The sequence below is a fragment of the Pseudomonas lactucae genome (assembly GCF_036688725.1).
GTDB lineage: Bacteria > Pseudomonadota > Gammaproteobacteria > Pseudomonadales > Pseudomonadaceae > Aquipseudomonas > Aquipseudomonas lactucae.
Window position 1 is genome coordinate 73484 of sequence record NZ_JAQQPT010000014.1, and the last position, 24727, is coordinate 98210.

The 24727-nt window shown below is 60.9% G+C and carries 20 protein-coding genes and 1 pseudogene; 8 read left to right on the forward strand and 13 right to left on the reverse strand.

Translation table 11 applies throughout. The features are described from left to right. Positions 1 to 7: 7 nt before the first annotated feature. The gene (locus V6M90_RS17340; protein ID WP_003175546.1) at positions 8 to 1537 is read right to left on the reverse strand and encodes an NCS1 family nucleobase:cation symporter-1; all 1530 of its coding nucleotides are present in this window, start codon (positions 1535 to 1537) and stop codon (positions 8 to 10) included. 420 nt (positions 1538 to 1957) lie between these two features. Continuing rightward, a complete protein-coding gene (locus V6M90_RS17345) occupies positions 1958 to 2692 on the reverse strand; it encodes a phosphoadenylyl-sulfate reductase (protein ID WP_078825724.1) in 735 nt (244 codons plus the stop codon). A gap of 152 nt (positions 2693 to 2844) precedes the next feature. Here V6M90_RS17345 and thrH point away from each other — a divergent pair, with 152 nt between their 5' ends. Beyond that, complete coding sequence (gene thrH, locus V6M90_RS17350; protein WP_003175544.1) at positions 2845 to 3462, forward strand: bifunctional phosphoserine phosphatase/homoserine phosphotransferase ThrH; 618 nt, start codon at positions 2845 to 2847, stop codon at positions 3460 to 3462. A 102-nt stretch (positions 3463 to 3564) separates the two neighbouring features. On the opposite strand, the gene V6M90_RS17355 is transcribed toward thrH, so the two are convergent. The 6 genes and pseudogenes from V6M90_RS17355 to rloA all read right to left on the reverse strand — a co-directional run bounded on the left by V6M90_RS17355 (position 3565) and on the right by rloA (position 8942). Next, positions 3565 to 3921, reverse strand: a complete 357-nt coding sequence (locus V6M90_RS17355; RefSeq protein ID WP_003175543.1) for a helix-turn-helix domain-containing protein — start codon at positions 3919 to 3921, stop codon at positions 3565 to 3567. Next, positions 3921 to 4222, reverse strand: a pseudogene (locus tag V6M90_RS17360) (type II toxin-antitoxin system HigB family toxin). The gene V6M90_RS17355 and the pseudogene V6M90_RS17360 overlap by 1 nt, the downstream one beginning before the upstream one ends. A 221-nt stretch (positions 4223 to 4443) precedes the next feature. Then, on the reverse strand, positions 4444 to 5787 hold the full coding sequence (pabB, locus tag V6M90_RS17365; RefSeq protein ID WP_003175542.1) for an aminodeoxychorismate synthase component I: 1344 nt from the start codon (positions 5785 to 5787) through the stop codon (positions 4444 to 4446). A gap of 97 nt (positions 5788 to 5884) precedes the next feature. Then, the gene (locus tag V6M90_RS17370; RefSeq protein WP_003175541.1) at positions 5885 to 6871 is read right to left on the reverse strand and encodes an alpha-L-glutamate ligase-like protein; all 987 of its coding nucleotides are present in this window, start codon (positions 6869 to 6871) and stop codon (positions 5885 to 5887) included. After that, on the reverse strand, positions 6871 to 8403 hold the full coding sequence (gene rloB / locus V6M90_RS17375; protein WP_003175540.1) for an osmotic stress tolerance membrane protein RloB: 1533 nt from the start codon (positions 8401 to 8403) through the stop codon (positions 6871 to 6873). Before rloB ends, V6M90_RS17370 begins: the two co-directional genes overlap by 1 nt. Before the next feature lie 5 nt (positions 8404 to 8408). After that, positions 8409 to 8942 carry a retropepsin-like aspartic peptidase RloA gene (gene rloA / locus V6M90_RS17380; RefSeq protein ID WP_003175539.1) on the reverse strand — a complete coding sequence of 178 codons (534 nt, stop codon included), beginning with the start codon at positions 8940 to 8942 and terminating at the stop codon, positions 8409 to 8411. Between the two features lie 273 nt (positions 8943 to 9215). On the opposite strand from rloA, the gene V6M90_RS17385 reads away from it, so the two are divergent. The 6 genes from V6M90_RS17385 (at position 9216) to prpD (ending at position 17532) form a co-directional block, all read left to right on the forward strand. Continuing rightward, a complete protein-coding gene (locus V6M90_RS17385) occupies positions 9216 to 9914 on the forward strand; it encodes a GntR family transcriptional regulator (protein ID WP_332846849.1) in 699 nt (232 codons plus the stop codon). 13 nt (positions 9915 to 9927) lie between these two features. Continuing rightward, positions 9928 to 10821, forward strand: coding sequence for a methylisocitrate lyase (gene prpB / locus V6M90_RS17390; RefSeq protein WP_003175537.1), 894 nt, complete (start codon positions 9928 to 9930; stop codon positions 10819 to 10821). A 39-nt stretch (positions 10822 to 10860) separates the two neighbouring features. Further along, the gene (prpC, locus tag V6M90_RS17395; RefSeq protein ID WP_003175536.1) at positions 10861 to 11988 is read left to right on the forward strand and encodes a bifunctional 2-methylcitrate synthase/citrate synthase; all 1128 of its coding nucleotides are present in this window, start codon (positions 10861 to 10863) and stop codon (positions 11986 to 11988) included. Positions 11989 to 12115: 127 nt separating this feature from the next. Next, complete coding sequence (acnD, locus tag V6M90_RS17400) at positions 12116 to 14710, forward strand: Fe/S-dependent 2-methylisocitrate dehydratase AcnD (RefSeq protein ID WP_332846850.1); 2595 nt, start codon at positions 12116 to 12118, stop codon at positions 14708 to 14710. A gap of 11 nt (positions 14711 to 14721) precedes the next feature. Continuing rightward, entirely contained in the window at positions 14722 to 15912 is a 1191-nt protein-coding gene (gene prpF / locus V6M90_RS17405; RefSeq protein WP_141063519.1) for a 2-methylaconitate cis-trans isomerase PrpF, read from the forward strand. Positions 15913 to 16047: 135 nt separating this feature from the next. Further along, positions 16048 to 17532, forward strand: a complete 1485-nt coding sequence (gene prpD, locus V6M90_RS17410; protein WP_141063520.1) for a 2-methylcitrate dehydratase — start codon at positions 16048 to 16050, stop codon at positions 17530 to 17532. A 57-nt stretch (positions 17533 to 17589) separates the two neighbouring features. Here the strand turns inward: prpD and V6M90_RS17415 are convergent, their stop codons facing one another. From V6M90_RS17415 to V6M90_RS17435, 5 genes are read right to left on the reverse strand one after another with little or no spacing between them, the layout of a single operon-like run. After that, positions 17590 to 18318 (reverse strand): alanyl-tRNA editing protein, encoded by a 729-nt coding sequence (locus tag V6M90_RS17415; RefSeq protein ID WP_332846851.1) that lies wholly within the window; start codon positions 18316 to 18318, stop codon positions 17590 to 17592. A 2-nt stretch (positions 18319 to 18320) separates the two neighbouring features. Beyond that, positions 18321 to 19313 (reverse strand): serine O-acetyltransferase, encoded by a 993-nt coding sequence (locus V6M90_RS17420; protein ID WP_078734246.1) that lies wholly within the window; start codon positions 19311 to 19313, stop codon positions 18321 to 18323. Between the two features lie 37 nt (positions 19314 to 19350). Beyond that, positions 19351 to 20265 carry a PLP-dependent cysteine synthase family protein gene (locus V6M90_RS17425; RefSeq protein ID WP_003175529.1) on the reverse strand — a complete coding sequence of 305 codons (915 nt, stop codon included), beginning with the start codon at positions 20263 to 20265 and terminating at the stop codon, positions 19351 to 19353. A 15-nt stretch (positions 20266 to 20280) separates the two neighbouring features. Next, complete coding sequence (gene moeB, locus V6M90_RS17430) at positions 20281 to 22161, reverse strand: molybdopterin-synthase adenylyltransferase MoeB (RefSeq protein WP_141063521.1); 1881 nt, start codon at positions 22159 to 22161, stop codon at positions 20281 to 20283. 23 nt (positions 22162 to 22184) lie between these two features. Next, complete coding sequence (locus V6M90_RS17435) at positions 22185 to 23078, reverse strand: DMT family transporter (RefSeq protein ID WP_176156662.1); 894 nt, start codon at positions 23076 to 23078, stop codon at positions 22185 to 22187. A gap of 160 nt (positions 23079 to 23238) precedes the next feature. On the opposite strand from V6M90_RS17435, the gene V6M90_RS17440 reads away from it, so the two are divergent. Continuing rightward, positions 23239 to 24663, forward strand: a complete 1425-nt coding sequence (locus V6M90_RS17440; RefSeq protein ID WP_003175526.1) for an aminotransferase-like domain-containing protein — start codon at positions 23239 to 23241, stop codon at positions 24661 to 24663. Positions 24664 to 24727: the final 64 nt, after the last annotated feature.

Genomic DNA, 24727 nt, shown 5'->3' on the forward strand with positions numbered 1-24727 from the left:
TCCTTGATTAATGACTGACGTTATCGACTGCAATGCTTTCGCCGCTGACATCGGCGTAGAACGCCTGGCGCTTGGCGATCAGCAGGTACAGCAACCCTGCAATACCGGCGCCAAACAGCCAGGAAAACGGCGCGACACCGGCAAACCCCGGCAACAGTGCCAGCAGGATGGCGATCACCGCCGCCGGAACAAAAGCCGCCACCGCGCGCAGATTGACCCCGCGGCTGTAGTAATAAACGCCTTTGGGGTCTTCGCTGTACAACTGCGGCACATCCACCTGGCTTTTACGGATCAGCCAGTAGTCGACCATGATCACTCCATAGAGCGGCCCCAGCAGCGCGCCCAGGCCGGAGAGGAAGTACACAATCACCAGCGGGCTGTTGTAGAGGTTCCACGGCAGGATCAACACCGCCACAGTGGCGCTGATCAAGCCGGCCCGGCGGAAGTTCAGGTACCTGGGCGCGAGGTTGCTCAGCACAAAGGCCGGCGCGACGAAGTTGGCCATGATGTTCACCGCCACGGTGACAATCAGGAACGCCAGGCAGCCGAGCACCAGGAAGAAGGTGTTGGGGATCGCGGCGATGATTTCAGTGGGGCTTTCGATCACCCGGCCATTGAGTTGGAATTGCCCGCCGCACAGCAGCACGGTGATGGCGGCGAACACCAGAATGTTCACCGGCAAACCCCAGAAGTTGCCGACCTGGATGGTTCTGCGGCATGGCGAGGAACGGGCGAAGTCACAGAAGTTGAGGATCAGCGTGCCGTAGATCGCCAACCACAATGCGCCACCGGCAAAGATATTGCGCCACATCTCGCCACCGCTGAGCGGTTCGCGAATCGACCAGGCAATATTGCCGCCTGCCTGGAAGTACATCCAGCCGGCCAGCGCAGCCATCGTCGCCAGAATCACCGGCCCGGCGAAGCCTTCATAGCGCCGCACCATCTCCATGCCGTAGGCCAGGATTACCAGTTGCACGAACCAGATCACGACAAAACAGGCCCAGCCCAGGGTGGATAAACCCAGGATCGCGTTGTGGTCATAGTCGGCAAACCCTGGATGAATCGCCGTCAGCAGCACGCGCAAGACCACCGAGGCCAGGTAGGTCTGGATACCAAACCAGGCAATTGCAATCACCGCGCGGATCAACGCCGGAATCTGCGCACCGTGAATGCCGAAGCTGATACGGCTGATCACCGGAAACGGCACCCCCGTCTTCTGGCCCATATACCCCGACAGGTTCATGAAGAAGTACACCAGCGCGGCGCCGATCCCCAATGACAGCACGATCTGCCAACCGCCCAGGCCCAGCGCATACAGGCCGATGGCGAACGAGTAATTGGCGATGTTGTGCACATCGTTGGTCCACAGCGCGAAGATGCTGTAGCGCCCCCAGCGCCGCCCTTCGGCCTTGGTCGGAGCCAGGTCCTTGTTGTGCAGGCGTGGACTGAGCACCAGCGGGCCGGGGCTGGCGGCTTCGGGGGTCAGGGTGGAGGAGGGCAGATCCAGTGCGAGGTCATTCGACAGGCTTGTACGCATTCCGGCAGGCTCCAGCACATCTGCTGGGAAACTGCAGATGGCAAAGTGTATGTAGGTTTTGTATTTATTGTATACAAAGCGTATTCCACCTTAAGCCACATGCGTGCCAGTTTTGGATCTATGAAAATCGCGGGTAATTTCGTTTTAATAGGTAGGTTAAATAACTGGCTGAATTTAAAGATTTATAAATTGACCGATTGAACAGGTATTTATTTTTCTGTTGAAAGCGGTGGATTCAGCAGCACAAACGACCATTGGGGTAGGTGTTACGTTATGGTGCGGCTGAATAAAAATTGCACACATAAATGGCACGAATGGTTACATGTGTGTGTACATCTCTAGCGTACAACACAAAAAAATGTGGGAGGGAGCAAGTCGTATCGTCGCACCGCCCCTCCCACATCTTTCCTGCGTCGGTCCTCAAGCCTTGCTGATGATGTTCCCGGCATGCAGCCCGCATTCCTTCTGCGTGGCCTCTTCCCACCACCAACGGCCTTCACGCTCATGCTGGTTCGGCAGCACCGGCCGGGTGCAGGGCTCGCAGCCAATGCTGATAAACCCGCGTTCATGCAGGCTGTTGTACGGCAGCTCCAGCATGCGGATATAACCCCAGACTTCTTCGCTGGTCATTTGCGACAACGGGTTGAACTTGTACAGGGTGCGCTCCGGGGTGGAGAAGGCTGTATCGATCTCCAGCGCCGCCACCTGACTACGGGTGCCGGGGCTCTGGTCGCGGCGCTGGCCGGTGGCCCAGGCGCTCACGCCGGCAAGCTTGCGGCGCAGCGGTTCGATCTTGCGCACGCCGCAGCATTCGCCATGACCGTCCTTGTAGAAACTGAACAGGCCCTTTTCTTTGACGAATGGCTCCAGCTTGCTCTGGTCCGGTGAGATCAGTTCGATGTCGATCTTGTAGAAGTCGCGTACCTGCTCGATAAACCGATAGGTCTCCGGGTGCAGGCGACCGGTGTCGAGGCTGAACACCTTGACGTTCTTGTTCAGCTTCCAGGCCATGTCCACCAGCACCACGTCCTCGGCGCCGCTGAAGGAGATCCACAGGTCATCGCCGAACTGGCTGAACGCCAGCTTGAGAATGTCCTGGGCGGATTTGTTGGCATAGGTCGCGGCGAGTTCAACGACGTCGAAGGCTTGGTTCATCAGGACGGTTCCTACAGGTCAGTGGCGCTGAGCGCTCTATAGGGGAGCGATGGTATCAAAATCCGCTCTGCGTTGCGGCGGCGAGCTTGAATCGCTAGAGTTCGGCAGTCCTTTTGCCCGCTCAACCAACAACAGATAAATGGGAGTGTCTTGTGGAAATTGCCTGTCTTGACCTGGAAGGGGTGCTGGTTCCGGAAATCTGGATCGCCTTCGCCGAAAAAACCGGGATTGAATCCCTGCGGGCCACCACCCGGGACATTCCCGACTACGACGTGCTGATGCAGCAACGCCTGCGTATCCTCGACGAACACGGACTCAAGCTCGCCGATATCCAGGCCGTGATCGCCACGCTCAAGCCGCTGGACGGCGCCGTCGAGTTCGTCAACTGGCTGCGCGAGCGCTTCCAGGTGGTGATCCTGTCCGACACGTTCTACGAATTCTCCCAACCGCTGATGCGCCAACTGGGCTTTCCGACCCTGCTGTGCCATCGCCTGATCACCGATGAAAACGACCGGGTGGTGAGCTACCAACTGCGCCAGAAAGACCCCAAGCGCCAGTCGGTGCTGGCGTTCAAGAGCCTGTACTACCGCGTGATCGCCGCTGGCGATTCCTACAATGACACCACCATGCTGGGCGAAGCCGACCGTGGGATTCTGTTTCACGCGCCAGAGAATGTGGTGCGTGAATTCCCGCAATTTCCGGCGGTGCATACGTTTGAGGATTTGAAGAACGAATTCATCAAGGCGTCGAATCGGACGTTGAGTCTTTAAGTCATCTACACAACTTCCGCTGAGCGAAAAATCCAGGGAGGATTTTCAGCTTTTAAAATTTGTGTGGCTACTAGCCCCCGATAGGGCCGGCCCTGCCATTGCTTATCCCTCTGTCAGCAACCGCTCATAAGGAATACTCAAACCTTCATGCAGGCGCTTGATCATTGACAGGCTCAGCTTGCGCTTGTGGTTCAGGACTTCGGAAACGCGACCACTGGTGCCGATAAAGGGCTCCAGGTCGCGGGCCGTCATGCCCAGTTGTTCCATGCGAAATCGAATGGCTTCCACGGGGTCGGAAGGTGGCATTGGATAATGTGCCGCCTCGTACTTTTCAATGAGTACAGCAAGGATTTCCAGTTCGTCGCCCTCGGGCGAGCCCTTCTGCGCGCCCCAAAGTTGCTCCACCCGCGCCAGCGCAGCGGTCAGGTCTTCCTGGGAATGTATAGGTTTGATGTCCATCACACGGTCTCCGCGTTGATCTGGTCGTACTGCGCGTGGGTCCCCCGAAACGTATGAACCCAAGCTGTCGTTGATAATCGATCGCCATGATCACTCGATATTTGTTGCCGCCCACATTGAAAACAACCCTGCCACTTTTGAGAACGCTCGCCGTTCTGAGCTCGGCCTTGAGCGCCTGCGGCGACGGGTATGAGGCCTGCTACAGATGGCGGTACAGCTCGACCAACGGCGTTTTTGCATCAATGTACGCAGGGTGGCTGTCCCAAAATATTCTTAAGGTAGAGCGCGCGATTATCCGCATCGCCGACGCCTCCCATTTTGGGAGATGTTAGGGGTGGTTGGTTGGAAGTGCAATCCCTGAAATAAATTCTGACGAGTAGGCGGTCGCTTCATGTGATCCTTCACAGATGGCGGATGGAGAGTCGGAGTGGGACGCTATCTCCCGGCTCGCGCCTCGTCCATAGCGGTTCTGATTCAGATTTTTTCGGTTTCCAGAGCCGGTGCCCGGAAGAGGGTCATGCGTTACAAACTTTCCAACGTTTGTAACAACACCTGCACCTTGGTCAGCGACTCCTGGTACTCCGCCTCCCACTGCGAGTCCGCGACAATCCCGCCGCCGCCCCAGCAGCACACCTGGCCATCCTTGACCAGCAAGCTGCGGATGGCGATGGAGCTGTCCATCTCGCCGCGCACGTCCAGGTACACCAGCGAGCCGCAGTACAGGCCGCGACGGGTCGGCTCCAGCTCGTCGATGATCTGCATCGCGCGAATCTTCGGTGCGCCGGTGATGGAGCCGCCGGGGAAGCTGCCGGCGATCAGGTCGAGGGCGTCCTTGCCGTCGGCCAGCTCGCCGATAACGCTGCTGACCAGGTGATGCACGTTGGGGTAGCTTTCCAGGCTGAACAGCTCCGGCACGCTCACCGAACCGGTACGACAGGTGCGGCCCAGGTCGTTGCGCAGCAGGTCGACGATCATCAGGTTCTCGGCGCGGTCCTTGGCGCTGGCCAGCAGTTCGGCGGCGTGCGCAGCGTCTTCTTCAGGCGTTACACCGCGTGGACGGGTGCCTTTGATCGGCCGGGTTTCAACATGACCTTCGCTGATCCTGACGAAACGCTCCGGTGACAGGCTCAATACCGCGCCTTCATCCGGCAGGCTCTGGAAGCCGGAAAAGGGCGTCGGGCAGGCTTCGCGCAGTGCGCGGTAAGCGGCCCATGGATCACCGAGGCACGGTGCGCGAAAACGCTGGGCAAAGTTGACCTGATAGCAGTCGCCCGCCTGAATGTAATCCTGGATGCGCACGATGGCCTGGCGGTACGCTTCAGCCGTGAGGTCCGGTGCCATGGGCCCTTGCAGCGTGAACGTGGCGGTGCTGTCTGCCGTCGGTTGGCTGAATAACGCGACCAATCGTTGCCGTTCGCTGTCGGCCAGCGCCGGGTGGAACACCAATTGACTGGTCTGCGCCTGGTGATCACTGACCAGTGCCCAGGCGTACAGCCCGAAGCGCGCATCCGGCAGGTGCAAATCATCCACTGCCAAGTGCGGCATCTGCTCCAGGTGCCGGCCAAAGTCATAACTCAGGTAGCCGATCAAACCGCCGGCAAACGGCAATGTGTAGCCGTCGGGCAGGGTGGCGTTACCCAGCTGTGTCAGGTTTTTGCGCAAACGCTGCAGGAAATCGCTGCCGCTTTCATCAGGCGCTACCGTCAGGGTCGCCTCAGGCCAGGCGCTGAGCAGGTCATAACGCCCGCGTTCGGCCACCGGGCGGCCACTGTCGAGCAGCACCGCGCCCGGGGCATGGCGAATCGCCGCAAAATACTCGGTGGGGTTGGCCCGGTAGGGCAGCGGGTGTACGGAACAGGTCGACATGCGGGGTGGATCAGCCAAGGCGGGGGGAGGCGATTGTAGTCCCCTGTAGGATTTGCTCCTAGAGGGGATGTCGGGGATAGACAGTTCGACGACCGGATCAGCCCTCGACGGGCGGAATATGCCCAAACATTGCCTGTACGAACTTCACCCGTTCTTCCACGGTTTCGGTCACGCCGGCGGCTTTCAGCTCTTCCAGCCGGGCCTCCACCGCATGGGTGCGCAAGGTCAGCCCGCAGTCGTTGGCGATCTGGATATTCAGTCCTGGCCGCGCGTTCAGTTCCAGGATCAGCGGGCCTTTTTCCTGGTCCAGCACCATGTCCACGCCGATGTAGCCCAGCCCGCACAGCTCGTAGCAACCCGCGGCGAGCTTCATGAAACCGTCCCAGTTGGGCAACTGCACACCATCCACCGCGTTGGTGGTGTCGGGGTGTTTGGTGATGATATTGTTCAGCCAGGTGCCACGCAGGGTCAGGCCGGTAGCCAGGTCGACGCCCACGCCAATCGCACCCTGGTGCAGGTTGGCCTTACCGCCGGACTGGCGCGTGGGCAAGCGCAGCATGGCCATCACCGGGTAGCCCATCAGCACGATGATGCGGATATCCGGCACGCCTTCGTAGCTGATGCTCTTGAAGATCTGGTCGGGCACCACACGGTACTCAATCAACGCACGGTCACGGTGGCCGCCCAGGGAATACAGGCCGGTGAGGATGCTGGAGATCTGATGCTCGATCTCTTCATGGCTGATGATCTTGCCGGACACCGTGCGGTAGCGCCCTTCAAAGCGGTCCGCCACGACCAGGATGCCGTCGCCGCCAGCGCCCTGGGCCGGTTTGATCACGAAGTCGCTGCGCCCGGCGATGATTTCGTCGAGCTTGTCGATTTCCTTCTCGGTGGAGATCACCCCGTACATTTGCGGCACGTGGATACCGGCCGCAATCGCCCGTTCCTTGGTGATGATCTTGTCATCCACGATCGGGTACAGGCTGCGCTTGTTGTACTTGAGCACGTAGTCGGCGTTACGCCGGTTGATGCCCATGATCCCCCGCGCTTCGAGGGCCTTCCAGGTCTTCCAGAAGCCGAACATTACGAGTCAGCCTTGAGGAAGGCCTTGAAACGCACCAGCTCGGTCAGGCGGTAACCGCGATAACGCCCCATGGCCAGCATGAAGCCCACCAGGATCAGCAGGATCGCCGGGAAGGTGAACACGAAGTAGATCAACTCCGGCACGCTCATGATGATGTGCGCCAGGGAGGCGGCGAACAGCGTGCCGATCGCCACTTTCATGGCGTGGCCACCGCCGCGCTCTTCCCAGGTAATGGACAGGCGTTCGATGGTCATGGTCAGGATCACCATCGGGAACAGTGCCACCGACAGGCCGCGTTCCAGCCCGAGTTTGTGGCTGAACAGGCTGATGGCCGCGATCAGCACCACCACGAACGTCAGCACCACCGACAGCCTCGGCAGCATTTGCAGTTTCAAGTGTTCCAGGTACGACCTCAGGGACAGCCCGAGCGCAGTGATCACCGTAAACAGCATGATGCCGAAGCCCAACTGCGTTTCGCGAAACGCCAGGGCTATCAGCACCGGCGTGAACGTGCCCAGGGTCTGCAGGCCGATCAGGTTGCGCAGGATCAGGATCACCAGCACGCCGATCGGGATCATCACCATGATCATGAAGGTTTGCTGGGTTTGCAGCGGCAGGCCATACAGCGAGTATTCGAGGAAGTTGGCGTCGGTGTTCTCGTCGGTCAGCTTGGCCAGGCGAATCGCGTTCATTTCGCTGTTGTTCAGGCTGAAGGTGACCATGGCTTTCTTGCCGCCATCGACGGTGATCAGGTTTTCATCGCCGGTCCACCACAGCAGCCGGTCGGCGGGCAGGCCCGGTTCGCCGGTTTCCGGGTTGAAATACAGCCAGTCATTGCCATTGAAGCTGCGCAGCCATAGTTCCGGGGTTTGCGGCTGGTCGGCGACCAGGCGGATGGTGTGGACCTTTTCCACCGGCACATGGGCGATGGACAGCAGCAGCTCGACGATCTTGGCCTTGTGCGGTGTCGACGGGTCGCCCGCCAGCAGCAGCTTCACATTGTCGTCATTGAGGTTGTTGGTGCGTTTGATCGCTTCGGTAATGAAGGTCTCGACGTCGGCCGAATGCTGGCGGATCGGCGCCAGCAGGGCTTCGGCTGCGATTTTTTCCGGGCCTTCCACGGCGATGCTGTCGCGGAAGGTCGGACCCTTGATCTTGGCTTTCTCGCCACTGTAACGCTTGGTCAGCACCAGTCGGTAATACAGGGTCTGGTTACCCTTGGCGCGGCGCGCCGACCAGGTGACTTTGCGGTTACCGTCGATGCGGTTGACGCTGACCCCGTAGTTGTTCGAGATAAAACTTTCGTTGAGGCTGACGAAGTCGCGGCTCAAGGGCGGCACGAACATCTGGATCTTGACCGGGTCTTTCGGGTTGGCGACGAACTCGACCTTGGCATCGATGTTCCACAAGTCGTCGGTGGCGTCCTCGGTGACGGGGATACCCAGCACGAAAATCTGATAGGCAGTGACCGAAATACCCAGCACCACCAGGATGGCGATCAGGATTTTCAGGTGCAGGGTAAGAGAGCGCATTCGGTTTACTCGGCGGTATGAGCGTCGGCGGCGCAGGCGGGTTTGCCTGCTGCGTATTTAAGACTGGGATCGACCAGCGCATCAAAGCGTTTCAGCGCTTCGGAGCCGATCAGCAGCGGGTATTGGAAAGCGCTGCGGTCAGTCAAGTTCACTTCGATGCTGCGCAGTGCGGTACCCATGCAGATATCCAGGGCAATCACTGGGCGCGCGGTGTAATTCTTGTCCTCATCGGGGTCGTAGTCGCCGGCGCGACGCTTGATCTTGCTGACGCGGGCCAGGGGACGTTCGATGGGGTGGGAATGGGCGGTGTCGATGGCCAGGTAGAAGCGCACCCAGGATTCGCCGTTGCGCTTGAAGCGCTTGATGTCACGGGCGCTGAGGGAGGCGGTCTTGGCACCGGTGTCCAGTTTGGCGGCCACCTCCAGGTCGATACCGGCGAGTTGGGCGTATTCGTTGAGGCCGTACACGGTCTTCTCGGCGGCAACGCCAAGGCTCGGTAGGCACACTAGGCAAAACAGGGGGAAGGGCTTGAGTCTCATAAATCCTGAGGCGGTGCAGTGCGATGTTCAATTCAAGGCGACTGGCATTGCTGCGCAAACTCCCTCGTGCGCCGTTTCATCCAGTGATGTCAGGCAAAAGCGGCGGGCATTCTAACATGATGCTTTTTTGGCGCCAGCGCTGGCAGGCGGCCATGCCTTGTGGGAATACACCAGGGCGCTATTAGACGATTGTCGACAATATGCATTTATTCTTTGACTGCATGGGCGTTATTGGCTAGTTTTTGCCTCATTGCTTTTAAAGGTGTCGACAATATGCTGGATCAACTGGAAAACCCAGTGATGACGCAAGACGATTCGCAGACCATGTCCGAGAACGTCTTCCGACGCATCCAGGCCGCCATCGTTAAAGGCGAGATCGCCCCCGGCAGCAAGATTTCCGAGCCGGAGCTGGCGCGCACCTATGGCATCAGCCGCGGGCCGCTGCGCGAGGCCATCCACCGTTTGGAAGGCCAGCGCCTGCTGGTACGCGTGCCCCACGTCGGCGCACGGGTGGTGTCCTTGAGCCATGCCGAACTGGTCGAGCTGTATGAAATCCGCGAATCCCTGGAAGGCATGGCCTGTCGCCTGGCGGCCGAGCGCATGACCGACGCGGAAATCGAAGAGTTGCGCCAGGTGTTGCACACCCATGAACGCGACGAAGCGTTCCAGGCCGGCCTGGGCTACTACCAGCAGGAAGGCGACTTCGATTTTCATTACCGGATAATTCAAGGCGCCGGCAACCGCACCTTGACCCAAATGCTTTGTGGCGAGCTGTACCAGTTGGTGCGCATGTACCGCATCCAGTTCTCCGCGACCCCGAATCGTCCACGCCAGGCTTTTGCCGAGCATCACCGCATCCTTGACGCGATTGCCGATCGCGACGGTGAATTGGCCGAGTTGTTGATGCGCCGCCACATCGGCGCTTCCAAACGCAATATTGCCCGTCACTTCCCGGACGGCACTCCCCAATAAATAGAGGTGAGTCATGAGCTCCAGCAACAACAGCACCCCAGGCCAGCGTTTCCGTGACGCGGTCGCCAGTGAACAGCCGTTGCAGGTGGTCGGCGCGATCAATGCCAACCACGCACTGTTGGCCAAGCGCGCCGGCTTCAAGGCGATTTATCTGTCGGGCGGCGGCGTGGCGGCCGGCTCCCTGGGCGTGCCGGACCTGGGTATCACCGGCCTCGACGACGTACTCACCGATGTGCGCCGCATCACCGATGTATGCGACCTGCCGCTGCTGGTGGACGTGGACACCGGTTTCGGCTCCTCGGCATTCAACGTGGCGCGCACCGTCAAGTCGATGATCAAGTTCGGCGCCGCGGCCATCCACATCGAAGACCAGGTCGGCGCCAAGCGCTGCGGCCATCGTCCGAACAAAGAAATCGTGTCCCAGCAGGAAATGGTCGACCGTATCAAGGCCGCCGTGGATGCGCGCACCGATGACAGCTTCGTGATCATGGCGCGCACCGACGCCCTGGCGGTCGAAGGCCTGGAGTCCGCCCTGGAACGCGCCGCGGCCTGCATCGAAGCCGGCGCCGACATGGTGTTCCCGGAAGCCATCACTGAGCTTGAGATGTACAAGCTGTTCGCCGCCCGGGTCAAAGCGCCGATTCTGGCCAATATCACCGAGTTCGGTGCGACCCCGCTGTACACCACCGAACAGTTGAAATCTGCCGATGTTTCCCTGGTGCTGTACCCGCTCTCGGCTTTCCGCGCCATGAACAAGGCCGCCGAGAACGTCTACACCGCGATCCGTCGCGACGGCACCCAGCAGAACGTGATCGACACCATGCAAACCCGCATGGAGCTTTACGATCGCATCGACTACCACACCTTCGAGCAGAAGCTCGACGCGCTGTTCGCCGCGAAAAAGTAACGAACGCGCCTCCCATAACTACAAAATTGGAGAACGAACATGGCTGAAGCAAAAGTATTGAGTGGTGCCGGCCTGCGTGGCCAGGTCGCCGGGCAGACCGCGCTGTCCACCGTGGGCCAGGCGGGTGCCGGCCTGACCTACCGCGGCTACGATGTACGCGAACTGGCCGCCGACGCGCAGTTTGAAGAAGTCGCCTACCTGCTGTTGTACGGCGAATTGCCTACCCAGGCCGAACTGACGGACTACCGCAACAAACTGAGCAAGCTACGCGACCTGCCGCAGGCACTCAAAGAAGTGCTGGAACGCATTCCCGCCGACGCCCACCCGATGGACGTGATGCGCACCGGTTGCTCGTTCCTGGGCAATATCGAGCCCGAGCAAGACTTCAGCGTGCAGCGCGACGTGACCGACCGCCTGCTCGCCGCGTTCCCGGCGATCATGTGCTACTGGTACCGCTTCAGCCATGACGGCAAGCGCATCGACTGCGTGACCGACGAGCCCAGCATCGGCGCCCACTTCCTGCACCTGTTGCACGGCAAGAAGCCGAGCGAGTTGCATGAGAAGGTCATGAACGTGTCGCTGATTCTCTACGCCGAACACGAATTCAACGCGTCGACCTTCACCGCGCGCGTCTGTGCCTCGACCCTGTCGGACCTGTATTCCTGCGTCACCGCCGCCATCGGCTCCCTGCGCGGCCCGCTGCACGGCGGCGCCAACGAAGCGGCGATGGAGATGATCGAGCGTTTCTCCTCGGCCGAAGACGCGGTGCAAGGCACCCTCGGCATGCTGGCGCGCAAAGACAAGATCATGGGCTTTGGCCACGCGATCTACAAAGACAACGACCCGCGCAATGAAGTGATCAAGGGCTGGTCGAAAAAACTCGCCGACGAAGTGGGTGACACGGTGCTGTTCCCGGTCTCCGAAGCCATCGACAAGACCATGTGGGAACAGAAAAAACTCTTCCCCAACGCCGATTTCTACCATGCCTCGGCGTACCACTTCATGGGCATCCCGACCAAGCTGTTCACACCGATCTTCGTCTGCTCGCGCCTGACCGGCTGGGCCGCGCATGTGTTTGAGCAGCGTGCCAACAACCGCATCATCCGTCCAAGCGCCGAGTACACCGGCGTCGAACAGCGCAAGTTCGTGCCAATCGAACGTCGCTGAAGACCGGCGATCCTGAAGTGGAAATCGAATCAAAGGTGGGAGGGGCTTGCCCCCTCCCACCTTTGAATCGCACTCCAGCCCCGGATCAGCCGGCTCCGTTTGCAACCACCGTGACCGAGTCCTGACGATGAACACTGAATTTCGCAAACCGCTCCCCGGCAGCCGCCTGGATTACTTCGACGCCCGCGCGGCCGTCGAAGCCATCACTCCCGGCGCCTACGCCACCTTGCCCTACACCTCCCGAGTGCTTGCCGAGAACCTGGTTCGCCGTTGCGACCCGGCCACGCTCAATGCGTCCTTGAGCCAACTGATCGAGCGCAAGCGCGACCTCGATTTCCCGTGGTTTCCGGCCCGTGTGGTGTGCCATGACATCCTCGGCCAGACCGCGCTGGTCGACCTCGCCGGCCTGCGCGATGCCATCGCCCTGCAAGGCGGCGACCCGGCGCAGGTCAACCCGGTAGTGCCGACCCAGTTGATTGTCGACCACTCCCTGGCCGTCGAAGCCGGTGGGTCCGACCCGGACGCGTTCGAGAAGAACCGCGCCATTGAAGACCGCCGCAACGAAGACCGTTTTCACTTTATCGAGTGGACCAAAAAAGCCTTCAAGAACGTCGACGTGATCCCGCCCGGCAACGGCATCATGCACCAGATCAACCTGGAAAAAATGTCTCCGGTGATCCAGGTGCGTGACGGTGTGGCGTTTCCCGACACTTGCGTCGGCACCGACAGCCACACCCCGCATGTCGACGCGCTGGGCGTGATCGCCATCGGCGTCGGCGGCCTGGAAGCCGAGAGTGTGATGTTGGGTCGCGCTTCGTGGATGCGCCTGCCGGAAAGCGTTGGCGTCGAGCTGACCGGTAAATTGCTGCCAGGGATCACGGCCACCGACATGGTGCTGGCCCTTACCGAATTCCTGCGTCAGCAGAAAGTCGTGGGTGCCTGGCTCGAGTTCTTCGGCGAAGGGGCCTCGGCACTGACGTTGGGCGACCGTGCCACCATCTCCAACATGGCCCCGGAGTACGGCGCCACGGCGGCGATGTTCTACATCGACCAGCAAACCATTGCCTACCTGAAACTCACCGGTCGCGAAGACGAACAAGTCGCTTTGGTCGAGCAATACGCGCGTCACACCGGGCTGTGGGCGGATGACCTCAAAGGCGCGCAATACGAGCGCGGCCTGACCTTCGACCTGTCCAGTGTAGTGCGCAACATGGCCGGCCCGAGCAACCCGCATGCCCGTGTCGCTACCCGCGATCTGGCCTCCAAAGGTATCTCGGGCCCGTGGGACGACGTGCCGGGGCAAATGCCTGACGGCGCGGTGATCATCGCCGCCATCACCAGTTGCACCAACACCAGCAACCCGCGCAACGTGATCGCCGCCGGCCTGCTGGCGCGCAACGCCAACAGGCTGGGGCTGACGCGCAAACCGTGGGTCAAGTCATCCCTGGCGCCCGGTTCGAAAACCGTGGCCATGTACCTGGAAGAGGCCGGCCTGGGCCATGAGCTGGAAAAGCTCGGTTTTGGCGTAGTGGCCTTCGCCTGCACCACCTGCAACGGCATGTCCGGCGCACTCGACCCGGTGATTCAGCAGGAGATCATCGACCGCGACCTGTATGCCACCGCCGTGCTCTCGGGCAACCGCAACTTCGACGGGCGGATTCACCCGTACGCCAAGCAAGCGTTCCTGGCGTCGCCGCCGCTGGTCGTGGCGTATGCGATTGCCGGCACCATCCGTTTCGACATCGAAAAGGACGTGCTTGGCCTTGATGCCGATGGCAAAGAAATCCGCCTGCTGGACATCTGGCCGAGCGACGAAGAGATCGACGCAGTGGTCAAGGCCTCGGTCAAGCCCGAGCAATTCCGCGCGGTGTACATTCCGATGTTCGCGATCCATGAAGACACCGGCCCCAAAGTCACGCCGCTGTACGACTGGCGCCCGCAAAGCACCTATATCCGCCGTCCGCCCTACTGGGAAGGCGCATTGGCCGGTGCGCGCCCGCTCAAGGGTATGCGCCCGCTGGCGGTGCTGCCGGACAACATCACGACCGACCACCTGTCGCCGTCCAACGCGATCATGCTGGACAGTGCCGCCGGCGAATACCTGGCGAAAATGGGCCTGCCGGAAGTCGACTTCAACTCCTACGCGACCCACCGTGGCGACCATCTGACCGCGCAACGCGCTACCTTCGCCAACCCGAAACTGTTCAACGAAATGGTGCAGGAAAACGGCAAGGTCAAGCAGGGTTCCCTGGCGCGCATCGAGCCCGACGGCAAGGTTACGCGCATGTGGGAAGCCATCGAGACCTACATGGAACGCAAGCAACCGCTGATCATCATCGCCGGTGCCGACTACGGCCAAGGTTCGTCCCGCGACTGGGCCGCCAAGGGCGTACGCCTGGCCGGTGTGGAAGCGATTGCCGCCGAAGGGTTCGAGCGCATCCACCGCACCAACCTGGTGGGCATGGGCGTGTTGCCGCTGGAGTTCTTGCCGGGCACCGACCGTCACACCTTGCACATCGACGGCAGTGAAACCTATGACGTGGTCGGCGAACGCACCCCGCGTGCGCAGTTGACCCTGGTGATCAACCGCAAGAACGGCGAACGTGTCGAGGTGCCGGTGACCTGCCGCCTGGACACTGCCGAAGAAGTGTCGATCTACGAGGCGGGCGGCGTGTTGCAACGCTTTGCCCAGGACTTCCTGGAATCGGCGGCGACCGCCTGAAGAGGTTAACCATGGCACATGTAGCGCAAATCAAGATCCCCGCCACTTATATGCGTGGCGGCACCAGTAAGGGCGTGTTCTTCAGCCTCCGGGACCTGCCCGCGTCGGCGCAGGTCCCGGGCGCCGCGCGCGATGCCTTGCTGCTGCGGGTGATCGGTAGCCCCGATCCCTATGACAAGCAAATCGACGGCATGGGCGGCGCCACGTCGAGCACCAGCAAAACCGTGATCCTCGCCAAAAGCACCCGCGCCGATCACGACGTGGACTACCTGTTTGGCCAGGTCTCCATCGACAAGCCCTTTGTCGACTGGAGCGGTAACTGCGGCAACCTGTCGGCGGCGGTGGGTTCGTTCGCCATCAGCGCCGGCCTGGTCGACCCGGCCCGCGTGCCCCGCAACGGCGTGGCCGTGGTGCGGGTGTGGCAGGCCAATATCGGCAAGACCATCATCGCCCACGTGCCGATCACCGATGGCGCGGTACAGGAAACCGGCGATTTCGAACTCGATGGCGTGACCTTCCCGGCCGCCGAAGTGCAGCTGGAATTCATGGACCCGGCGGCGGAAGAAGAGGGCGGCGGTGGCTCGATGTTCCCTACCGGTAACCTGGTCGACGACCTGGAAGTGCCCGGTGTCGGCACCTTCAAGGCCACACTGATCAATGCCGGTATCCCGACAATTTTCATCAACGCCGAAGACTTGGGTTATACCGGCACCGAGCTGCAAGGCGCGATCAACAGCGACCCCAAGGCCCTGGCGATGTTCGAGACCGTGCGTGCCCACGGTGCGTTGCGCATGGGCTTGATCAAGCACCTGGACGAAGCGGCCCAGCGCCAGCACACGCCGAAGGTCGCGTTTGTGGCCAAGCCTGCCGATTACGTGGCCTCCAGCGGCAAGGCGATCAAGGCCGGTGATGTGGACCTGCTGGTGCGCGCGCTGTCCATGGGCAAGCTGCACCACGCGATGATGGGCACGGCGGCGGTGGCGATTGGCACGGCGGCGGCGATTTCCGGCACGTTGGTCAACCTCGCGGCCGGCGGCGTGGAACGTAATGCGGTGCGCTTCGGGCATCCGTCCGGCACCTTGCGCGTGGGGGCTGAAGCCACCCAGGTGAACGGCGAATGGGTCGTGAAAAAAGCCATCATGAGCCGCAGTGCGCGGGTGTTGATGGAAGGCTTCGTGCGCGTTCCCGGCGACTCTTTCTAAAGCCCAACACCAATCTCTGTGGGAAGGGGTTTGCCCCCTCCCACATTGGAATTCTATTCCAAGGCAGGCACCCAAGACCTGCTTTCAGTAACCGTGAGCCCGAGGATTAACCCACCGCATTTTTGGAGCACTGCCATGAGCACCAACGTCGACCAGAACAATCGTCCCGACTACGACCAGGTCCTGCAGGACATCGCCGACTACGTCCTCAGCTACCGAATCGACTCCCCGCTCGCGCTGGACACCGCACGCAATTGCCTGATGGACACCCTCGGCTGCGGCCTGCTGGCCCTGCGTTTTCCCGAGTGCACCAAACACTTGGGGCCGCTGGTCGAAGGCACTGTGGTGCCGTTTGGCGCGCGGGTGCCGGGCACGTCGTTTCGGTTGGACCCGGTCAAGGCGGCCTGGGACATTGGCTGCCTCGTGCGTTGGCTCGACTACAACGACACCTGGCTCGCCGCCGAGTGGGGGCACCCGTCGGACAACCTGGGCGGCATCCTCGCGGTGGCGGATCACCTGTCGCAAAAACGCGTAGCCAATGGCGACACTCCGCTGACCGTGCGCGCGGTGCTGGAAGCAATGATCATGGCCCATGAAATCCAGGGCGTGATTGCGCTGGAAAACTCATTCAACCGCGTCGGCCTCGATCATGTGCTGCTGGTGAAAGTCGCCTCTACCGCCGTCACCGCCAAGCTGATGGGCGCCGACCGTGAACAAATGCTTGCGGCCTTGTCCCACGCGTTTGTCGATGGGCAGGCGCTGCGCACTTACCGGCATGCGCCGAACGCCGGTTCGCGCAAATCCTGGGCGGCGGGGGATGCATCCAGCCGTGGCGTACGCCTGGCGGATATCGCATTGCGTGGCGAGATGGGCATCCCCGGTGTATTGAGTGCGCCGCAGTGGGGGTTCTATGACGTGCTGTTCAGCCACACCAACAAGGATTTGGCCCTCAAGCCCGAAGACAAGCGCAGGTTCAGCCTGTCCCAGACCTATGGCACCTATGTGATGGAAAACGTGCTGTTCAAGATCAGCTTCCCCGCCGAGTTCCATGCACAAACGGCTTGTGAAGCGGCAGTGACCTTGCACCCGCAAGTCAAACATCGCCTGCACGAAATCGAACGTATCGTGATCACCACCCATGAGTCGGCGATCCGCATCATCTCCAAGGTCGGCCCACTGGCCAATGCCGCCGACCGCGACCACTGCCTGCAGTACATGACTGCTGTGCCCCTGGCGTTCGGCAATCTGGTGGCCGAGCAATACGAGGATGAATTCCACGCCGCGCACCCGATCATCGACGAACTGCGCGACAAAATGGTCATCGTCGAAGAGCCGCGCTACAGCCGTGAATACCTGGAAGCCGATAAACGTTCCATCGCCAATGCGGTACAGGTGTTCTTCAAGGACGGCTCCAGCACCGAGCAAGTGGCGGTGGAATACCCGATCGGCCATCGCCGTCGTCGGGCGGACGGTATTCCTTTGCTGGAAGACAAGTTCAAGGCCAACCTGGCCACACGGTTTACTGCGCAGCGCAGCGCCGAGATTTTTGCGTTGTGCAAGGACCAGGCACGGCTTGAGGCCACGCCAGTGAATCGCTTCATGGACCTGTTCGTGATCTAAAAACCTGTGCAGGACTAAAGTGTGGGAGGGAGCCCCCTCCCACATTTATGATCACATTTACTCAAATCGCAGTATCACCCTGCGGTTGTGCTTGCTCTTCTTCTCGATCTTTTCGCAGAACACTCGGCCGATTTCCTCGGTGTTGATCACATGCGTGCCACCGCACGGCTGGATATCAATGTCGGCAATTTCAATCACCCGTACCGAACCCTGGATCACCGGCGGCGCCACCGCCTGAGTGCGGGTGATCTGCAGCAGGGTGGAATACTCCGTGGCGGCCATCGACAGGGTTTTTACCGGGTGAGCCTGTTCGATCAGCGCGTTGAGGTCGCGGGTGATGCTGTCTTTGTCGAGGGTCATTTCCGGCAGGTCGAAATCCAGGCGTCCCTTGTCGGCGCTGATGCTGCAACCGGTGACCGGTGCATCGATGATCGAGCACAACAGGTGCAGGCATGTGTGCATTTTCATGTGCTGGTAGCGCCGTTCCCAATCCAGGCCGGCGTCCACCTGCACACCGGCAATCAGCTGCTCGGGACACTGTTCCACCTGGTGCCAGATGATCGAACGCAACACCGGGTCGCGCACCGTTCCGGTCACGTCGAGCCGCGTACCGTCAGGCAGGGTCAAGTGGCCGGTGTCGCCCGGCTGTCCGCCGCCCGTGGGATAGAACAGCGTGTGTTCCAGGGCAATACCCTGTTCGCTGACGGCAATCACCCGTGCGCTGAAGGCGTTTTGATAGGGCGCGCTGTCGAACAGCGCCAGGGTTTCCATGGTATGCACGGACATGTTCAACCTCCGACGATCAGTGGGCTGGCTTGTAACAGGTGACGCACCATTGCACTCAAACCAGGGGGAGAGAGCAGGGTGATTTCAAATTCGGGGCCGCAGACTTTAAGGTTCAGCGGCAGGCGTGGCAGGTGTTCGCCAGACGCCACGCGGTGCAGGCGAAATTGCAGGTGGTGGCGTTCCTTGACCGTGGGTTCGAGCATTAACCCCGGCAAGGGATGGAAGTCGGCGTCCAGCACGGTGACCTTGTGGCTGGCATTGATCTCGCCGACCACATGCAGGCGCTCATCAAGGGCAAAGGCGCCGAGGTACTTGCTGTGGTCCGATTCATCATTTTTTTGCAGTTGGATCTGGTTGACCACCTTGACCTTGGTGCCGGCCGGCACATCCTGGGTGATCACGCAGGACGGGCTGATGAACACGTTGTCGCCGATCTGCACATAACCCAGCACCCGGGCGCCGGAACCGACTTCGACATTGTTGCCCAGGCGCGGGTGACGCTTGCCGTCGGGGTTGTTGGCGATACCGCGGGCACCCAGGGTCACGCCGCAGAGGATGTAGCAGTCATTGCCGATCTCGCAGGTTTCGCCGATCACCGTGCCGTAGCCGTGGTCCAGCACAAAGCGCCGGCCGATGCGCGCTGCCGGGTGAATCTCGGCCCCCGACAGAACCTTGCCCTGATTGCTCAGCTTGAGGGCGATGCGCGAGAACACGCCGTTGGTCTGGTCGGGGAAATTCCACACCAGATGCGCGAGCCGGTAATACAGCACGGCCTTGAACGAGGCGTAGGACTCCAGGATCAGCTCACCCCGCCCACGGGACGCCGGGTCGCGATAGGCATAGGCGATCAGGTCCTCGGCCACCGCCTGGGCTGCGTTCTGGACCAGCGGCGCCAGGTGCGGTTCCAGCTGTTTCATCTGCACGGGTGTAAGGGTCTTGATGAGGTGGGTGAGCAACTCATCGTGCAGTTGTTGCATGTCGATAAAGCCGCCCATGAAGGCACCCCCGCAATCTGGATGGTAAGAAACCCGGTTATTCGAAGTGGGGCAGGTAGCTGTCGGCATTGTCGTAGACCATGGTCAACACCACTGTTTCGGGTGCAAGTTCCGGGGCGAGCCTGGCGATGGCCACCATGTTGGCGGCGGAGGACAGGCCCAGGCTGATGGCGTCGGTGCGCATGATGCGTTTGATCATGTCGAGGCAGTCCTGGTGCGAGACTTTGAGCATGCCGTCGATCACATCGAGGTTGAGGATGCTCGGGATCAGGCCGATCGACAGGCCCTGGATATGGTGCGGCGCGTGCTGGTTTTTCAGCAGGTCGCACTCCTCGGGTTCCACGCCCATTATCCGAAGTCCGGGCCAGGCGGCTTTGAGGGTTTCGCCGATACCGGTGATATGGCCGCCGGTGCCGATGCCGCTGACGAAGTAGTCCACGCGACGGTCGCCGAAGGCGCGCAGGATCTCCGGTGCGGTGGTGTCGCGGTGGGTCTGCGGGTTGGCGCCGTTGCGTTGTTGGTTGAGCATCACGTAGCTGGGGTTTTCCAACTGCAGCTCCATGCATTTTTCGCCGTGGGAATTGTTGCCCAGGCGGCTGTCCGACAGCACCACCTTGGCGCCGTACAGGCGCAGTAGCTTCTGCTTTTCGGGGCTGTAGTTGTCGGGAATCACCAGCACCACCTTGTAGCCGAGCACGTTGCCGGCCATGACCAGGCCAATGCCGGTGTTGCCGCCGCTGGGTTCGATGATGGTTTGCCCTGCATCGCGGATCAGCACGCCCCGGCGTTCGGCGTCGAGGATCATGCCCAGGGCAATGCGCGCCTTGTGGCTGCCGCCGGGGTTGAGGGATTCGAGCTTGGCATAGACCTCGATGCCGAGGTCTTCGGAAAACTGCGCCAGACGTACGATCGGCGTGTGGCCGATGACGTCGAGGATTGAGTGATGCAACATCGGTCAGTCCTCCGCTCAGTACAACGGCATGTCGGGTTCGACGTCGCGAACCCAGTGTTTCATGCCGCCTTGCAGGACCTTGGTGTTGGCAAAACCGGCGGCCAGCAGTGTGCTGGCGGCTTGCTCGGCGCGGGTGCCGGCGTAGCAGATCAGGTAGTGGGTGTTGTCGCGGCTGAGGCGGTCGAGTTGGCCGTCCAGCTCGGCCAGGGGGATATGCACCACGCCCGGCAACTTGCACACCTCCAGTTCGCTGGCGTCACGTACGTCCAGCAGCACGTCGGCGCTGCGTGGGTGTTCGAGCAGTTGCTTGAGTACCCGTGGCTTGATGTAGCGCTCTTCGGCCAGTGACGGTGCGCTGGGTACGGCGTCGGCGCATACGGCTGGGGCCATGTTTTCGCTATGACGCAGTGCCGAGCAGCAAGGGCAGTCGGCGCGACGTTTGAAGCGGATCTCGCTGAATTTCATCGCCAGCGCGTCAAAGCGCATCAGGCGCCCGGACAGAGGTTCGCCTATGCCGATCAGCAATTTGATTGCTTCTGTGGCCTGGATCATCCCGACCACGCCGGGCAGCACGCCGATCACGCCGCCGGCGCTGCAATTGGGTGCCAGTTCCGCCGGCGGGGCCTGGGGGAACAGGCAGCGATAGCACGGCCCGCCTTTGTAGTTGAGCACGCTGATCTGCCCGTCGAAACGGTAGATGGCGCCGTACACCAATGGCTTGCCCAATTGCACGCAAGCGTCGTTGACCAGGTAGCGCGTGTCGAAATTATCGGTGCCGTCGATCACCAGGTCGTAGGCGCCCACCAGTTCCAGGGCGTTGTCGGCATTCAGGGCGGTGTTATGCGCGTTGATCCGGATATGCCGGTTGAGGTCCTGCAAACGCTGTTTGGCGGACTCGACCTTGGGCATGCCCAGGGTGCTGTTGCCGTGGACGATCTGGCGTTGCAGGTTGCTGCTCTCCACCACGTCGAAATCCACCAGGCCCAGGGTGCCGATGCCGGCTGCCGCCAGGTACAAGCTGATGGGCGAGCCCAGGCCGCCGGTGCCGATGATCAGCACCTTGGCTTTTTTGAGGTTCAACTGGCCTTCGCGACCGACGCCCGGCAGGGTGATGTGGCGTACATAGCGCTGTACCTCTTCATTGCTCAGGGCTGCTTCATTGCTCGGGGCGTCGACGTCGATGCCGCCGGACGTCGCGAGCAACACTTCGATCCTGGCTTTTTCCGGCAGTGGTTCATCGGCTTCAATCAGCGCTTCCTCGGCGGTGAACAGGAAGTGCTCCTTGAGCTGGTTGTTCTTGTCGTGAAACAGGTGCTGGCGCAACTGCGGGTGGTGGGTGCAGAGGTTTTCAATGACTTCGCGCAATGTCGATCCGGAACCCTCAAGGGTCGATTCCGGCAGCTTGGCCACGCGAACCAGAATGTCGGGGAAAGAGACAGCGTTCATGGACAACTCCGTGTTCAGGTCGTTGAAAGGTTTAAGGGCGAACTGCTTGCCATCCCAGGCAAACAGCTTGGAACCCAGGGCCTGGCCCCGGCGAACGTCGACTACCAGGTAGCTCACGGGGTAGATCGGTTCGCCCATGAACAGGGCCTTGTCCTGGTCTTCATCGCTGAAATAGGCGCCGACGTCCGGGTGGGAGTGGTAGATCACCACCACCGGGTTGTCGCTGCGAAACGCCTTGTTCATCAACAGCGTGTCGGCCACCGAAAAGGTGTAGCCGTTGGCCGCGCTGCGCGGGTACATCTCGGGGTTCTTGCGGTGCAGCTCATTCTGGATATTGCTGCCCAGGTACACGCTGCCGTCGGCGAAGACGAAGCCACAGCATTCCTCGGGGTAGCTGCGGCTGGCGTGGGCGTAGATCTGTTCCAGGGCGGTGGGGCGGAGGACTTCCATGTTTCTCTCGCGTTGATGAAGGGTCAATTTTTCTTGGCCAGGAGTTTTTCAACGGGCAACTTGGTGATCGCAAAGCCGGCCAGCAGGATGGCCGAGTACAGCATCAGGTCGCGGGAAATCGCCACGCCTTCGTACCAGGCGCCGATGATCACCGCGAACACCGGGAAGATGATGAACACGAACGACAGGATGATCGGGCTCAAGCGCTTGAGCAGCATGAAGTACACGATAAACCCGCCCACCGAGGCCACCAGCCCCAGGTAGAACAGTGCGCTCCAGGAGCGCAGGGTGATGTTTTCGAAGGTGGGCGTCTCAAACCACAGGCCGGCCACGAACAGCATCAACCCGGCAATGCCGATGGGCAGGGTGTTGTAGGTGATGACGCTGATCGCACTGCCTTTTTGCTTGGTAATGACGTAGCACAAGGCGTGCATGATCGCGGCGCTCAGAATCGCCAATACCCCCAGGAACTCGGCGTGGTCCAGGTGCAGGCCCTGGCTCCTGATGATCATGTAGAGGCTGCCGAAGCCGATGCCGATGCCGACCACCTGGGAAAAGTAGATACGCTCGCGCAGGAACAGCGCGGAAAAGATCAGGATGAAGACGGGCATGCAGCTGAACAGCAGGGCGGTGAGGCCGGACGATACGTGCATTTCGCCGTAGTTGAGCAGGTAGTAGGGAACGCTGAAGTAGGACAGGGTCACGAATACGAAGAACCAGCGGCTTTCCCGGGGAAACAGGATCGGCTCGCGGCGCACCATGGCAAAACACAGGAACAGCGGGAAGGCGATGAGGAAGCGCAGGCCGGCGGATGTCAGGGGCGGCACGCTTTCCACGGCAATCTTGATGCCCAGCCAGGTGGTGCCCCAACTCAGGCAAACGACCAGGAACATCACACTGGTTACCAGCCCGGCCAACCACTGTTTTTGCGTTTTGGTTTTGGCGGTGTTTTCGAGAACGGCGGACATTGGCATCGTTTATTGCTTCCCTGAGCCGGAATTGAACTCTATATTGAGCTTGTAATGAGTTGTAAAAATCGGCGATTGAACCCGTAAAAGCACACTATTAGGGCTAAAGATGGCTGTCAAAACAAATATTGACATGGTGTCAATTATGCGTGAGGGCTTGTCCAGCGGGCAGGGCGTGAAATACAAACGCCTGTCCGATGTCATGGAACGGGGCATCCTCGAAGGCTTGATTGAACCGGGAAGAAAGTTGCCGCCCCATCGAGTGCTTTCCGATAACCTGGGCGTGACCATCGGCACCATCAGCCGGGCCTACGGCGAGCTGGAGCGCCTTGGGTTGGTGGTGGCGCGAGTAGGTGACGGTACTTTCGTACGCAAGCGTGGGATGGAGCGCCAGCGTGATGAAGGTTTTCGCAACGTCAGCGAAGAGCCACGCCAGTACTTCGACATGAGTCGCAACATGCATATTCCGGGTCAGGAAACGGCCTTCCTGGCGCAGAGCCTGCAAAACCTGTCGACCAACGCCAAGTTTCTCCAGGACATCAGCGCCTACACCCCCGATGCCGGCCTGCCACGCTATCGCGAGGCGGGAGCACAGTGGCTGGTGCAGCGTGATTTCCATCCGATTCCCGAGCAGGTCATCTGCGTCAACGGCGGCCAGCACGGCCTGCTCTGCACGATGATGGCGCTGCTGCGGGCCGGTGATACGGTGGTCACCGAGCAACTCACTTACCCAGGCTTGATCACGGCGGCGCGGATGCTCGGCATACGCCTGATCGGCCTGGAGATGGATGAAGAAGGCCTGCTGCCAGGCGCGTTGGAGGAAGTCTGTCGCAACCACCGGATTTCGGCGTTGTACTGCACACCGACGATCCAGAACCCCACCACCGCAGTGCTTTCGGTGGCGCGCCGCGAAGCGTTGGCCAAGGTCTGCCGCGAACACAATCTGCTGATTCTTGAGGATGAAGCCCACGGTGTGCTGGTGGAAGACCGTCCGCCACCCCTCAGCTATTTCGCGCCTGAACGTACGATTTTGATCAGCAGCCTGAGCAAGGCGGTGTCCGCCGGGTTGCGCGTGGGTTACGTGCATGCGCCACCGGCGCTGGTCAGCCGTATTTCGGCAGCCCTGCGCTCAACCTGTTGGATGGCCACGCCGGTGACCCTGGAGCTGGCCACGCAGTGGATCGAGAACGGCACGGCGCAGTACCTGCTGCGCCAGCAGATCAACGAGATCAGCCGGCGCAAAGCGTTGGTGCGTGACCTGCTGGGCGGGCTGGCATACCGCACCCACCTCAATAGTCCGCACTTCTGGATTGAAGTACCGGAGCCCTGGCGCGCCTCGGAAATCGAGGCGGAGCTCAAGCAGCACAATTACCTGATCGCCACCGCCGAGGCGTTTGCTGTCGGGCAGACGGCAGTGCCGCAATTTATTCGGGCGAGTATTTGCAATACATCGGGCGATGATCAGTTGTTGCGGGCCGGGTTCGATGCGCTGGCGACGGCGCTGGGGCAGGGAGGCGGACGGTTCCATCTGTAGGTCTGAATGTACACCGACCCACATGTGGGAGGGGCAAGTCAATCGTCGCACCGCCCCTCCCACA

Bases quoted from the DNA above. Each gene is read 5' to 3' on its own strand.
- V6M90_RS17340 (WP_003175546.1), bottom strand. From the start codon at position 1,537: ATGCGTACAAGCCTGTCGAATGACCTCGCACTGGATCTGCCCTCCTCC.
- V6M90_RS17345 (WP_078825724.1), bottom strand. From the start codon at position 2,692: ATGAACCAAGCCTTCGACGTCGTTGAACTCGCCGCGACCTATGCCAAC.
- V6M90_RS17355 (WP_003175543.1), bottom strand. From the start codon at position 3,921: ATGGACATCAAACCTATACATTCCCAGGAAGACCTGACCGCTGCGCTG.
- pabB (WP_003175542.1), bottom strand. From the start codon at position 5,787: ATGTCGACCTGTTCCGTACACCCGCTGCCCTACCGGGCCAACCCCACC.
- V6M90_RS17370 (WP_003175541.1), bottom strand. From the start codon at position 6,871: ATGTTCGGCTTCTGGAAGACCTGGAAGGCCCTCGAAGCGCGGGGGATC.
- rloB (WP_003175540.1), bottom strand. From the start codon at position 8,403: ATGCGCTCTCTTACCCTGCACCTGAAAATCCTGATCGCCATCCTGGTG.
- rloA (WP_003175539.1), bottom strand. From the start codon at position 8,942: ATGAGACTCAAGCCCTTCCCCCTGTTTTGCCTAGTGTGCCTACCGAGC.
- V6M90_RS17385 (WP_332846849.1), top strand. From the start codon at position 9,216: ATGCTGGATCAACTGGAAAACCCAGTGATGACGCAAGACGATTCGCAG.
- prpB (WP_003175537.1), top strand. From the start codon at position 9,928: ATGAGCTCCAGCAACAACAGCACCCCAGGCCAGCGTTTCCGTGACGCG.
- prpC (WP_003175536.1), top strand. From the start codon at position 10,861: ATGGCTGAAGCAAAAGTATTGAGTGGTGCCGGCCTGCGTGGCCAGGTC.
- acnD (WP_332846850.1), top strand. From the start codon at position 12,116: ATGAACACTGAATTTCGCAAACCGCTCCCCGGCAGCCGCCTGGATTAC.
- prpF (WP_141063519.1), top strand. From the start codon at position 14,722: ATGGCACATGTAGCGCAAATCAAGATCCCCGCCACTTATATGCGTGGC.
- prpD (WP_141063520.1), top strand. From the start codon at position 16,048: ATGAGCACCAACGTCGACCAGAACAATCGTCCCGACTACGACCAGGTC.
- V6M90_RS17415 (WP_332846851.1), bottom strand. From the start codon at position 18,318: ATGTCCGTGCATACCATGGAAACCCTGGCGCTGTTCGACAGCGCGCCC.
- V6M90_RS17420 (WP_078734246.1), bottom strand. From the start codon at position 19,313: ATGGGCGGCTTTATCGACATGCAACAACTGCACGATGAGTTGCTCACC.
- V6M90_RS17425 (WP_003175529.1), bottom strand. From the start codon at position 20,265: ATGTTGCATCACTCAATCCTCGACGTCATCGGCCACACGCCGATCGTA.
- moeB (WP_141063521.1), bottom strand. From the start codon at position 22,161: ATGGAAGTCCTCCGCCCCACCGCCCTGGAACAGATCTACGCCCACGCC.
- V6M90_RS17440 (WP_003175526.1), top strand. From the start codon at position 23,239: ATGGCTGTCAAAACAAATATTGACATGGTGTCAATTATGCGTGAGGGC.